Raw genomic sequence first — 12625 nt, 5'->3', positions numbered from 1 at the left:
TTCGTTTGATGATGTGTTGGGTGAATGGAACAAAAGCGTCCACTTTATGCAACATTCACCACTTGACCCTGAGTTTAGTATCCGTCACATCAAACGTAATATACACGAGAGACAAACAAAATTTTATGAAGATGGAATGGTTTCTTTTTTCACATCTTGAAGGCCTCGAAGCATATTAAGAACAACCTCAAGCCATTCCTCCGTTTTCTTGCCTTTCGTTTGGACAGAAATAATCAGCTTGCTGCCTTCCATTCCCAACCCAATTTCACGTCCATATTTACTGCCGAGCTCAAATAATTTTTGACCGTCGATTTCACTGCTTGCTTGCTCATCAAGGGTCATTCTGACAATGCCTTTCTCCATCTTGATCAGCTCGACACGTTCCTGGACAGCGTACACCTTCATTGTCGCAATCGTAAACAAGTCTGCCACTTCTTGCGGATATTCACCAAATCGGTCGATCATTTCATCCTGAAGCTCTTTTCGCTCTTCAATCGATCCAATTGCTCTGAACTGTTTATACATCTCAATCTTCTGCTTGCCATCCGAAATATAAGTGTCTGGGATGTACGCATCAATTTGCAGATCAATTTCTGGCTCGAATTTATCTTGAGCCGTTGTATCGCCTCTTCTTTCCTCAATGGCTTCTTTCAGCATTTGAGAATAGAGGTCGAATCCAACCGAATCAATGAAGCCATGCTGCTGAGCCCCAAGTAAGTTCCCTGCTCCTCGAATCGTTAAATCACGCATCGCAATTTTAAACCCAGATCCAAGCTCTGTGAATTCTTTAATGGCTTGAAGTCTTTTCTCTGCAACTTCAGAAAGAACTTTATCTTTTCGATATGTGAAATAAGCATATGCGACACGATTCGAGCGTCCTACTCGTCCTCTTAGCTGGTACAGCTGAGAAAGCCCCATTTTATCTGCATCGTGGACGATGAGCGTGTTCACATTTGGAATATCGACTCCCGTTTCAATGATGGTGGTACTGACCAATACATCTGATTCACCTTCAAGGAAATTGATCATCACTGATTCCAGCTCGTTCTCACTCATTTTCCCGTGCGCATAACTAACTTTTGCGTCTGGGACTAACATGGAGATTTCGTCTGCTTTTCGTTCAATATCCTCAACACGGTTGTAAAGGAAGTACACTTGACCGCCGCGTGCTAATTCTCGCTCAATTGCTTCTCTGACTAAAGCGCCGTTGTACTCAACCACATAGGTTTGAACAGGGAATCGGTTTTCAGGCGGTGTTTCAATAACAGATAAATCCCGCACGCCAAGCATGGACATATGAAGCGTACGCGGAATTGGCGTAGCCGTTAATGTCAGTACATCGATATTGGCTTTCATCTGCTTAATTTTCTCTTTATGCGTCACACCAAAACGCTGTTCCTCATCAATGATCAACAGCCCTAAATCCTTGTAGACGATGTCTTTTGAAAGAAGACGGTGTGTGCCGATAACCATATCAATCGTCCCGTTTTTCAGCCCTTTTAACGTTTCAGTTGTTTCTTTTCTTGTACGGAAACGGCTCAGCTGCGCGATTTTGACAGGGTAGTCTTGGAATCGGTCCATGATTGTATCAAAATGCTGCTGCGCTAAGATAGTTGTCGGAACTAGCAGGGCTACCTGCTTCCCGTCAGCAATCGCTTTGAAGGCCGCACGAATAGCCACCTCTGTTTTTCCGTAGCCCACATCTCCACAAAGCAGACGGTCCATTGGGCGTTCCCGCTCCATATCCTGCTTAATTTCGTGAATCGAACGGATTTGATCATCTGTTTCCTGGTAAGGGAATGCAGATTCAAACTGGCGCTGCATCTCATGGTCAGGCGAGAAGGCATATCCTTTGCTAGCCTCGCGTTCTGCGTACAGCTTAATCAGATCATCTGCGATGTCCTGTACGGATGTTTCAACTTTTTTCTTTACACGTTTCCAATCGCTGCCGCCAAGTTTGTACAGCTTTGGTTCTTTACCTTCTGATCCTACATATTTCTGCACCTGATCAATTTGTTCAACCGGTACATAAAGCTTGTCGCTTCCTTGATAATGAATATTTAAATAATCTTTATGAATGCCGCCGATTTCAAGCGTTTCAATTCCTAAATATTTACCGATCCCGTGGTTAATGTGCACCACATAATCGCCGACTTGAAGCTCTGAATAGCTCTTGATTCGCTCTGCATTGGTCAGCTTTTGCTTACGTGCCTGCTTTTTCACACGTTTCTTGAAGAGTTCACCTTCTGTGATCACAGCAATTTTTGATAACGGAAGTTCAAAGCCTGTTTGCAGCTCACCTTGTAAAATATACACCTGTCCGCTCACAAGTTCAGCGTCCGGTTTAGCAAGAGCAGCTTCAATGTCATAATCATGCAGAACAGACGATAGCTTTTCTGTCCGCTCTTCATCCGCACCTAAGAAGACAACCGTGTATTGCTGTTTTTTATAGCGTTCAATTTCACTCGCCAGCACATTCATCTGCCCGTGGAAATTCTGCATTTGCTTACTAGATACATTGACGATATTTTGCGGATTTGTCTGCTGGACATGTCTCAGGAACAAGGAGTAGTACAGAATGGACCTTGATTGCTGATTGATCAGTTCTTGGAACGGGAAAGAAAGAGATAAATCATGAAGAATATTCCCTTCTTCAAGCAGACTAATTGTCCAATCGGCTTCTTCCTGTTCAAGCTGTTCTTCCATCTCCTGAATTCTGCTGATTTCATCTAAAATAATAATCGTATCCTGCGATGTATAATCTAGCAAACTAGCAGGCTTTTCATAGAAATAGGCTAGGTACTTCGTCATTTCCTGTGTCACGATGCCTTCTAGCAGCTTCTCGCGGTCAGCAGAAATATTTTGATGAAGCAGCTCTTTTTGCTGATCTGAGTTGAATTTCTTTAAGCTCTTCGCCAGCCCTTGATCAAGCTGTTCAATGGCTCTCACTCGTTCAGGACCTCTCACAATCAGCTCTTTTGCAGGACCTATTTTGATTTTTTGAAGGGTTTCTAATGAACGCTGTGTATCTGAATGAAACGTTCGAATCGAGTCTATTTCTGTATCAAACAGTTCAATACGGATTGGATGATCTTCCGTTAACGCATAGATGTCGATGATTCCTCCGCGCACACTAAAATCTCCGGGCGCTGCAACCATTGACGTCCGGTCATAACCAATTTGTACGAGCTGTTTTGAAAACGCCTCCAAATCAATTTCTTCACCGATCTTTAAATGGATCTGACTCTCCTTCCAGAGCTCAACTGGCGGAAGCATCCTGCGCACCGCAGCAGCGGGAGTAACGATAATTGGGTTTTCTCCATTCGCAAGCCGGTTCAGGACATCTAAACGCTGTGCTCTCAGCTCAGGGCTTGCCACTGCAATTTCTGAAGCGATAAGTTCATTGACAGGATAAAGAAGAACCGAGCGATCCGGCATCACACTTGCTAGATCATCTGTTACCTTCTGTGCCTGATATAAATTGTGAGTCACAATAAACATTGGCCGCTTCAGTTCGTCTGATATCGCGGCTGTAAATAAAGATCTGACGGAGCCTGATAGTCCGGCAAGCAGCTGTTCTTTTAACCCTTCCTTTAGTCCATTAAAAATGGACTGAAAATCATCACTTTGTTTGATAAATGATTGTATGTTTTTCATTTGGCTCCTCCTCCCTGTTTGTTTAAAACAGAAAAACGCTTTGGTCTAATATCTACACCAAAGCTTTTTTATTGAATAAAAGTATGATACTGATGGTAATCAGGATTTCTTTCGAGCGCCTCTTGGCAATCCTCACAAATGGTTTGTACATGTAAATCACCATTTTCCCTATAAGAAATCATATCGTTTCTTTCCTCATTTGTTAAGTGATGAAATCCAAGTGCTTCACTTTGGACAGCGGATTCATCTAGACTGCCAACCTTAACACCACAGTGGCGGCAGTAATAATGCAAAGCCATACGTGATCCTCCCATGCTGAGATTTTATGATCAGTATGTGCTTTGCTTATCATTCTTATACCTTCTTGTTAAAATCATTCATCACTTCTAAAAATGGCTTTTTTAAAGCTGCTTCACAGGCCTCGACAGATGATTGAATGGCTGATGCGATGTCAGGCTGTTCCTCTTCTGAGAAACGTCCTAGTACGTAGTCAACGACCTTCATGCCGTTTTGAGGACGTCCAATGCCGATACGGAATCGGTCAAATTCAGGTGAACCTAAATGCTGAATTAATGATTTGATTCCATTATGCCCGCCTGCACTTCCTTTTGTACGTAAGCGAATTCGGCCAGTTGGCAAATCAAGATCATCATAGATCACTTTCAAATGTTCAAGGGGAATATCGTAATAGTCCATCAGCGGACGCACACATTCTCCTGATAAGTTCATATATGTAAGCGGCTTTACAAGTAGAACCTTATGCCCCGAAACAAACCCAGTTCCAAATTGTCCATGGAATTTTGATTGATTTAAAGGAATGTCCCATTTTTTCGATAGTTCATCTATTGTCATAAACCCGACATTATGTCTTGTTTTTTCATATTCTTTTCCTGGATTACCTAATCCAACGAATGCAATCATGAAACCAATAACCTCCTTTGTCACACAGCACACGCCTAAAAAATGAGCCAATCAGATTGCCTCATGTAAAACGTATGAATTCTTTTCATTCTAGCACAAAAGACGCAACCGCGGGAGGGTTACGTCTCTAAATGACCAGTTATTCTCCATCGTCATCCTTTTCTTTAATAGCCTCAGGCTCTTGCGGCTCCTCTTCGCTATCTGGCTCAGGAACCTCTGATTGCTGAGGCGGCAGAATGGATGCAACGACTTCTTCTGGATCGTTATTGATTTGATAAGATGACTGAACAGGCAGATCAGCAACTGTTAAGACATCATTGACTTCTAAGTTTGTAATATCAGCTTCAATATTCTGCGGGATATCTTTTGGTTTCGCTGTAACAGATAGTTCAAATAGTGGCTGCTGAAGCACACCGCCATCTTTTACCCCTTTAGACTCGCCAATCAGCTGCACTGGTACATCCGCGTCAATTTCACGCTGTAAGTCAACGACTTGGAAATCAGCATGGACAAGTTCGTTTTTCAGCGGGTCTGTTTGTAACTCTGTCACCATCACAGATTTCGTTTCACCACCCACGTCTAAGGTAATGATTGTATTCTTCCCTTCATCACGTAAGGTTTTTAATAAATCGATGCTGTCTAATGAAACAGCCAGGCTGTCTGTATTTTTTCCGTATATGACACCAGGAACGTGTCCTGAATGACGGATTTTTTGCAGTGTGGAACGTTTGAAATCAGTTCTTTTATTTGCTTTTAAAGTTGCCATATTCAGCACCATCCTATTTCTTTTTTGTCACTACTCTCATAATTACCCATAACCGAATCATTTTAAACATGTTTGCCCGTGATTGATGAAAGCAAAAAGACCCTAAGCTGATGCCTAGGGCCTTTTTCCATAATAAAATTAGCTGAAAAGGTAGCTCACAGATTCTTCTTCATGTACACGGATGATGGCTTCTGCAAGCAAAGGCCCAACTGAAAGCGGAATGAATTTTCCAACTTTCTTGTCATCAGTTAATTGAATACTGTTTGTCACAACTAATTCTTTAATTTTAGAGTTTGTGATGCGTTCTACTGCTGGTCCAGACAATACTGGGTGCGTACAGCAAGCATAGACTTCAGCCGCTCCATTTTCCACAAGTGCATTTGCTGCAAGTGTAATGGTACCAGCTGTATCAATGATATCATCGATCAGAATAGCCGTTTTGCCTTCAATGTTACCAATAATGTTCATGACTTCAGCAACGTTTGGCTTCGGACGGCGTTTGTCGATAATTGCGATTGGCGCTTTCAGACGGTCTGCCATTTTACGCGCGCGTGTCACACCACCGTGGTCAGGAGACACAACAACGATATCATTCAAGTTCTTCTGTTCGAAATAGTTTGTTAAGATTGGCACAGCCATTAAGTTATCGATTGGAATATCAAAGAAACCTTGGATTTGCGGCGCATGAAGATCAAGTGCAATCACACGTGTAGCACCTGCTGTTTCAAGCAAGTTTGCAAAAAGCTTCGCAGTGATAGGCTCACGAGGTTTTGCCTTACGGTCTTGACGTGCATATCCATAATAAGGGATCACAATATTGACAGTTTTCGCAGAAGCGCGTTTTAGCGCATCCACCATAATGAGCAGTTCCATAATATGCTCATTGACTGGCGCACTTGTTGATTGAATAACATAACAATCACAGCCGCGGATACTTTCTTCAATATTGATTTGGACTTCACCGTCACTAAAGCGTTTAACAGAGCTCTTTCCTACATCAACTCCGATACGATCGGCAATTTCTTTGGCAAGTTCAGGGTTTGAATTCAAAGAGAAAATCTTTAAATTCGCATCAGCATAACGATTAGACATGGTAAACCTCCGGGTATTTGGATTATTTTTTATGAATATTTTTCACATAATCTTCTTTATTGACTTGTCTTGCTCTAGCAATAGACAATGCATCCTGCGGTACATCTTCTGTAACCGTTGAACCGGCTGCAACATATGCCCCTTTTCCGACAGTGACTGGTGCAACGAGATTTGAATTACAGCCAATAAAGGCGCCGTCTTCAATCTTCGTTAAGAATTTGTTTTTCCCATCATAGTTGACTGTAATGGAACCACAGCCAAGATTTACATCAGTTCCGACCTCTGCGTCTCCAATGTAGCTTAAATGAGATGCTTTGCTGCGGTCTCCGAAAACTGTTTTCTTGATTTCGACAAAATTCCCGATTTTCACTTCATCGCCAATTTTCGACAACGGGCGAATATGAGCAAACGGTCCAATTGTCACATCAACTCCAACTTCACTATCGCAGACGACAGATTGCTTAATGACTGTTCGATCTCCGATGATGCTGTCAACAATTTCAGTGTTTGGCCCGATAGTGGCGTCTGCACCGATTTTTACATTCCCTTTGATGACCGTCCCAGGATAAATAACTGTATCTTCACCGATGACAGCATCTGGCGAAATATACGTGTTCTCAGGATCAATCAAGGTCACACCATTCTTCATATGCTGATGATTAATACGTCGCTTCATGAATTGCTCTGCTTGTGATAGAGCGATACGGTCATTAACTCCAAGTGTTTCTTCAAAATGCGGTGTTTGATAAGCTGCAACTGTTTGCCCTTCATTTTTTAAAATTTCAATGACGTCTGGCAAGTAGTATTCACCCTGTGCATTTTCATTCGACACTTGCTCAATCACACGGAAGAGATCTTCATTTGAAAAGCAATAAGTCCCTGTATTAATTTCATTCACTTGACGTTCTGCATCGTTCGCATCTTTATGCTCCACAATTTTTACGACAGCACCTGTTTCGTCACGAATAATTCGGCCATAGCCTGTCGGATCATCCGCATGTGCTGTTAAAATAGTGACTTTCGCTTGATGTTTTTGATGCTCGCTTAACATGGCTTCCATTGTTTCCGCTGTCAATAATGGCGTATCACCACAAATGACAATGGTTGTTCCCTTTTCCTGCGCGAGGAACGACTTTGCTTGTTTGACGGCATGGGCTGTTCCCAGCTGTTCTTCTTGAAGTGCATACTCACTTCTGTTTCCAAGCTGCTCTTTGACGTCCTCTGCTCCATGACCGACAATCGTCACTAGCTTGGCTAAAGAAAGCTTTAACGCTTCATCTGCCACATGCTCGACCATTGGCTTTCCGCAAACTGGATGAAGTACTTTATATAGCTTCGACTTCATTCTCGTTCCTTTTCCCGCTGCTAAAATCACTGCGAACCGCTTATCCATTGATTGGCCTCCAATATCCCTATTATCCATAGAAAAATATATCCTAAATAAAGACTGATTTCAAGGATACAAAAGGAAGTACAATAATTTTCTAACAGATGAAAGACTTAAGAAACAAGAGAAAGAACGCAAAAAAGACAGCATTTAAAAGAAAACATTCATTTTCTCTTAAAGCCGTCTTTTTAGGTTTAAGTATGATTAAGAAGCTCCAGCTTCTTCATATTCAATTGTCTCTTCCTCTTCGCCTAAGCGATGATATTCATTTAATACAGCATCTTGGATTTTACCCCGAGTGCTTGAATTAATTGGATGTGCAATATCGCGAAACTCTCCATCAGGCGTGCGTTTGCTAGGCATTGCAACAAACAACCCATTGTTTCCATCAATCACACGAATATCATGAACAACAAATTCGTGGTCCAGCGTGATGGATGCAATCGCCCTCATGCGACCATCGGTATTCACGCGGCGTAATCTTACGTCAGTAACTTCCACAGTAGTTCACCACCTTTTCCCAATATAAAAGCATTACTTAGGTATTCAACGATCGTGGTGATTCTCCTGCTCTTTTTTTAAACTTTTTTTGAAATATCGGGATATTTATACATTATTTGTCATATTCGTGACGGCGCTTACATCCTTAGCATGAAAAAAGACATCATGATGATGTCTTTCCCTGCATATGATGAAACCAAACGGCTTTCATCGAGAGTGCCTGTTTATTTTACTAGTGCAACTACTTCTATTTCTACAAGCGCATCTTTTGGAAGTCTTGCCACTTCCACGCATGAACGAGCTGGCTTATGTGTATGGAAATACTCACCGTACACTTCATTCACTTCAGCGAATTGTTCCATATCTTTGATGAAAACAGTAGCTTTCACGACTGTTTCAAAGGAAGCACCTGCTGCTTCAAGAACAGCCTCAAGATTACGGAATACTTGATGTGTTTGTTCTTTAATATCTCCATTAACAAAATCTCCAGCTGGGGTTAATGGAATCTGCCCTGAGCTATAAAACATGTTATTGACAATAATTCCTTGAGAGTAAGGTCCAATGGCTGCTGGTGCATGTTTGGTTTGAACAACTTTTGTCATATCAATCTCTCCCATTCAAATACATGTTTGATCAAAGCTTACGCTTTCGAATGAAAAAACTCGTGGAAATTGCCTTCATTGATCTCAATGATTTTTTGTTTCATATCAATAGTTGAAAGCTTTAACAACGAGACATATTCATCGACAAGACGTTCATCTACGCCTTCATCTTCTAAAAGAACACCGATCCCTGCAACATTTGCATTAAATTCCTCAAGCAAATTCATCATGCCGTTAATGGTTCCGCCCGCTTTCATAAAATCATCAATGATCAACACATTGGAGCCTTTATCTAAGCTGCGCTTTGCAAGGGACATGGTTTGAATTCGGTTAGAAGAACCTGACGCATAATTAATACTGACAGTTGATCCTTCGGTTACCTTATTATCTTTTCTAACGATCACAACAGGCACATTTAAATAACCCGCAACAGAATAGGCAATTGGAATACCCTTTGTCGCAACGGTCATGACGACATCAATCGCACGGTCCGCAAAGATGGTCGCAAACAGCTTACCGATTTTCGCAAGAATCGATGGATTGCCTAAAACATCGGTTAAATATAAATAACCGCCAGGAAGTACACGTTCAGGAGTTGATAATGCCTCTCCGATATCGTTTACTACGTCATCTGCTTCTTTTAGGTGAATTTTTGGAATATATTTCACTCCGCCAGCAGCGCCAGGTACAGTAAGCAATGTGCCGATTCCCTGCTGTTCGAAGGTCTGTTTGATAATCGTTAAGTCTTCACTAATGGAGGACTTTGCAGATTGATAACGTTCTGCAAAAAAAGTTAAAGGTACTAGTACGTGCGGGTGGGCTAACAAATAATTTGTTAAGTCCACCAATCTGCCGCTTCGACGAAACTTCATGAACTTACCCCCAGAACCCGAATAATTTATGAATAATATAACTTAATATACGGATTTAATCAAGGGCATTTTGTTCGCCGATCATGCGGACAGCGTATACTTGATCACAAAATCCTCTCAGTCCGTTATATATTCTTTGTACCTTCGATTCATATTGAATCAGGCCAAATACAGTTGGGCCGCTTCCACTCATTAATACAGCATCAGCACCGAAACGCTTCATCTGTCTTTTGATCATATCTACTTCCGGATACATCTTTAATGTCACAGACTCCAGAACGTTACCGAGTGAGCCGCACATCTCTTTATAATCTTTCGCTTCAATGGCTTCAATCATACGCTGTACATTTGGGTGTTCTACTTTGCTTGCGTCATATTGTCTATAAACTTCAGCTGTAGATACCCCAATCACCGGCTTCGCTAAAATCACCCAGCAATGCGGCGGTGTCGCGATATGCTTCAGTTTTTCTCCACGTCCTGTCGCTAGTGCTGTGCCTCCGTGTACACAAAAAGACACATCTGAGCCGATCTCCGCTCCAAGCTCAGCTAGTTCATCTAACGTGAGATTCAACTTCCACAAACGGTTTAAACCGCGAAGCGCTGCTGCAGCATCACTGCTGCCTCCAGCTAAACCTGCTGCCACAGGAATTGCTTTTGTGATGACAATCGATACTCCTTTTTGAATACCGAACCTTGTTTTGAGTAATTTAGCCGCCTGATAAGCCAAGTTACGTTGATCATCTGGCACAAATCGATTATGAGATGATACACGGATTTCATCTTTGTCCAGCTCCGTCAGCTCAAGTCGATCTGCAAGGTCTATTGTTGTCATCACCATCTCCACTTCGTGATATCCATCCGGTCTTTTTCCATGAACATCAAGTGAGAGATTAATTTTTGCCGGTGCTTTTTCTAAAATACGCAAACATTTCACCTACTTCTCCATCTAAACATAAGTATCAATATTGTATCACATTTGATGGATCTGATGAATATTGGCTTTTACGCCCAGCACACTGACTTTTTCAACAAAAAAAGCCAGAGACACCCGAGGTATCCCTGACCATTTTTCTATCGTTGATTCTCATCCTGAGCCATGTGCTGCTGAGCTAATTCGATGGCACGTTTAACCATATTACCTGCGTCACGTGCACGAATTTCTCCCCAGCCTCCATTTTTGACGGTATCATAAAATCCAAGATCCTTCGCCAGCTCGTATTTAAACTCATCTGACATAATGCCTCGGCGTCTACCCAAACGAAACAGCCCCTTTAGTCGAGAATTCGAATCAGTGCCACTGCTTTTGTGGCTTTCTTATTTTGTATCGAATCCTTTCTTTTACCCCTTTCAAAAAATGGACAGACTCCCATTCAGAAAAAAAGGCAAAACAAAAAGCAGTAAACAAAAAGTTCACTGCCCATTAATAGGCGACTGAGCTAGCGGCATCATCGAACGTTAATTCGACCGTCTCAGTCAGTATATCTGCATAACTGTAAGAAACTCTTTCAAACGAATTCTCATCTTGATCTAATTGAATCACAAATACAGAAGGGTACGTTTCAGCTAAAATGCCCGAACGCTCAATTGTTTTACGGCGGCCTCCGTTAGCCTTTAACGTCAAACGTTTACCTAAGTTACCATCAAGCGATCTTTTGATGTCGGACAAAGTCTTCGCCATTGCATCCACCTCACTGAGATAATTATACAACAACGGCCCATTTTTGTCAAATAAAAATTAAATTATATCAACCAACACGAGCCATTGTCAACAAAATAATTTTGACAAACTTCTACCTTTTCTCCTCCCTATTTTTCTCAAATTCCGGTGAATTATGTATCCATTTGAAATTTCTTTTTACACATAAAAAAAACCAGACTGAAATCAGTCGGGTTATGTCGATTCATGGTCTTTTTTATATGGCATACCTACCCTTAAAACACCCTTCGTCTCGATGCCTCCGAGACCTTTTTCTCTTGTTAATGTATTACGAAGCACATCCCACACATTGATTCGATCTACAAATGGAGTGAAGCTGATCTTCGCAACGATATAGACGGGGTCGAGCGCATGGATGTTCACTCGTGAAGGTGAGCTTGCAAAATTGGCACCTGCTTGGATCAATGATTCGAAATGAGATTGACAGGCGCCCGCAAAGATCACAAGCTGATCTAAATGAGGAGTTTTCTTTCTTGCTTTTTGAACCGTTTCAACGAAATGACGAGAATGGCGATAAGCACCAATATCATTTACGCCACCCTTTTGCTTGGAATACGCATCATGCCCTGTAATGACCAAAATATCAGGCCGATATTGATCAAGTAACGAGTCGATCACGCTTGGCATTTTCTTCTCATGACAATGCACTCCGTATACAGGCACACCAATTCGTTCATATACATCTAAGCATTTCTTTAAGTATGAAGCATCTCCATCTAAATGAAGGACCTTTCCAGGCATGTGAAAATACTGCTCCTGATGCTGATATTGTCCAGAAGTATAATACTCTTGTTTTTCACGCAGCAGCTGATAATCCTGTCTTAGTAAGTCGAGCGATTCATTAATCTTCCGTTCGTCGTCCTTCTCCCTTGTCAGCTGCTCCTCTTTTTGAATCAAGACGAGATCCGACATCTTAGCATCAGCAATCAGCCTCACTTCATTCCCATGCAATATGGCAGTGGCTTCGTGCTGATCTGTCTCATCAATTCGAATGATTCGAAACATAATATCCATTTGATAGGATGCCCTCGTCACCATATCTCCTATTTGAAATTGCATGCTTTTCACTCCACAATCAGGCTCATATCCTGTTGGTATCGTCTTGCCCTA

13 protein-coding genes are annotated in these 12625 nt (G+C 41.8%); all 13 read right to left on the bottom strand.

Going from position 1 to position 12625, the window contains the following annotated elements:
* Window positions 1–123: 123 nt before the first annotated feature.
* Window positions 124–3657 (bottom strand): transcription-repair coupling factor, encoded by a 3534-nt coding sequence (mfd, locus tag OIT90_RS18965; protein ID WP_474892832.1) that lies wholly within the window; start codon window positions 3655–3657, stop codon window positions 124–126.
* Window positions 3658–3725: 68 nt separating this feature from the next.
* The gene (locus tag OIT90_RS18960) at window positions 3726–3956 is read right to left on the bottom strand and encodes an anti-sigma-F factor Fin family protein (protein ID WP_003217967.1); all 231 of its coding nucleotides are present in this window, start codon (window positions 3954–3956) and stop codon (window positions 3726–3728) included.
* Between the two features lie 55 nt (window positions 3957–4011).
* Window positions 4012–4578 carry an aminoacyl-tRNA hydrolase gene (pth, locus tag OIT90_RS18955; RefSeq protein WP_058838220.1) on the bottom strand — a complete coding sequence of 189 codons (567 nt, stop codon included), beginning with the start codon at window positions 4576–4578 and terminating at the stop codon, window positions 4012–4014.
* Window positions 4579–4717: 139 nt separating this feature from the next.
* Window positions 4718–5344 (bottom strand): 50S ribosomal protein L25/general stress protein Ctc, encoded by a 627-nt coding sequence (locus tag OIT90_RS18950; RefSeq protein WP_039175914.1) that lies wholly within the window; start codon window positions 5342–5344, stop codon window positions 4718–4720.
* Between the two features lie 138 nt (window positions 5345–5482).
* Window positions 5483–6436: a ribose-phosphate diphosphokinase gene (locus tag OIT90_RS18945; RefSeq protein WP_024425641.1), complete on the bottom strand. Its 954-nt coding sequence runs from the start codon at window positions 6434–6436 to the stop codon at window positions 5483–5485.
* A 22-nt stretch (window positions 6437–6458) separates the two neighbouring features.
* On the bottom strand, window positions 6459–7829 hold the full coding sequence (glmU, locus tag OIT90_RS18940; protein WP_059376744.1) for a bifunctional UDP-N-acetylglucosamine diphosphorylase/glucosamine-1-phosphate N-acetyltransferase GlmU: 1371 nt from the start codon (window positions 7827–7829) through the stop codon (window positions 6459–6461).
* Window positions 7830–8027: 198 nt separating this feature from the next.
* Complete coding sequence (gene spoVG, locus OIT90_RS18935) at window positions 8028–8324, bottom strand: septation regulator SpoVG (protein WP_008357439.1); 297 nt, start codon at window positions 8322–8324, stop codon at window positions 8028–8030.
* 224 nt (window positions 8325–8548) lie between these two features.
* Window positions 8549–8926: a 2-iminobutanoate/2-iminopropanoate deaminase gene (ridA, locus tag OIT90_RS18930; protein ID WP_024425639.1), complete on the bottom strand. Its 378-nt coding sequence runs from the start codon at window positions 8924–8926 to the stop codon at window positions 8549–8551.
* A 38-nt stretch (window positions 8927–8964) separates the two neighbouring features.
* A complete protein-coding gene (gene purR, locus OIT90_RS18925; RefSeq protein WP_024425638.1) occupies window positions 8965–9798 on the bottom strand; it encodes a pur operon repressor in 834 nt (277 codons plus the stop codon).
* Between the two features lie 55 nt (window positions 9799–9853).
* Window positions 9854–10723 carry a 4-(cytidine 5'-diphospho)-2-C-methyl-D-erythritol kinase gene (gene ispE, locus OIT90_RS18920; protein ID WP_019743558.1) on the bottom strand — a complete coding sequence of 290 codons (870 nt, stop codon included), beginning with the start codon at window positions 10721–10723 and terminating at the stop codon, window positions 9854–9856.
* A gap of 146 nt (window positions 10724–10869) precedes the next feature.
* Window positions 10870–11055, bottom strand: a complete 186-nt coding sequence (locus OIT90_RS18915) for a small, acid-soluble spore protein, alpha/beta type (RefSeq protein ID WP_012008653.1) — start codon at window positions 11053–11055, stop codon at window positions 10870–10872.
* Window positions 11056–11218: 163 nt separating this feature from the next.
* Entirely contained in the window at window positions 11219–11476 is a 258-nt protein-coding gene (gene veg / locus OIT90_RS18910) for a biofilm formation stimulator Veg (RefSeq protein ID WP_024425637.1), read from the bottom strand.
* A gap of 213 nt (window positions 11477–11689) precedes the next feature.
* On the bottom strand, window positions 11690–12574 hold the full coding sequence (yabG, locus tag OIT90_RS18905) for a sporulation peptidase YabG (protein WP_338593782.1): 885 nt from the start codon (window positions 12572–12574) through the stop codon (window positions 11690–11692).
* Window positions 12575–12625: the final 51 nt, after the last annotated feature.

Source organism: Bacillus sp. ABR, from assembly GCF_056172715.1.
Note: the sequence above shows the minus strand (reverse complement) of the source record. Positions and strands in the feature narration are given on the sequence as shown.

Bases quoted from the DNA above. Each gene is read 5' to 3' on its own strand.
- veg (WP_024425637.1), bottom strand. From the start codon at position 11,476: ATGGCGAAGACTTTGTCCGACATCAAAAGATCGCTTGATGGTAACTTA.
- pth (WP_058838220.1), bottom strand. From the start codon at position 4,578: ATGATTGCATTCGTTGGATTAGGTAATCCAGGAAAAGAATATGAAAAA.
- glmU (WP_059376744.1), bottom strand. From the start codon at position 7,829: ATGGATAAGCGGTTCGCAGTGATTTTAGCAGCGGGAAAAGGAACGAGA.
- ridA (WP_024425639.1), bottom strand. From the start codon at position 8,926: ATGACAAAAGTTGTTCAAACCAAACATGCACCAGCAGCCATTGGACCT.
- OIT90_RS18960 (WP_003217967.1), bottom strand. From the start codon at position 3,956: ATGGCTTTGCATTATTACTGCCGCCACTGTGGTGTTAAGGTTGGCAGT.
- OIT90_RS18945 (WP_024425641.1), bottom strand. From the start codon at position 6,436: ATGTCTAATCGTTATGCTGATGCGAATTTAAAGATTTTCTCTTTGAAT.
- purR (WP_024425638.1), bottom strand. From the start codon at position 9,798: ATGAAGTTTCGTCGAAGCGGCAGATTGGTGGACTTAACAAATTATTTG.
- mfd (WP_474892832.1), bottom strand. From the start codon at position 3,657: ATGAAAAACATACAATCATTTATCAAACAAAGTGATGATTTTCAGTCC.
- OIT90_RS18950 (WP_039175914.1), bottom strand. From the start codon at position 5,344: ATGGCAACTTTAAAAGCAAATAAAAGAACTGATTTCAAACGTTCCACA.
- yabG (WP_338593782.1), bottom strand. From the start codon at position 12,574: ATGCAATTTCAAATAGGAGATATGGTGACGAGGGCATCCTATCAAATG.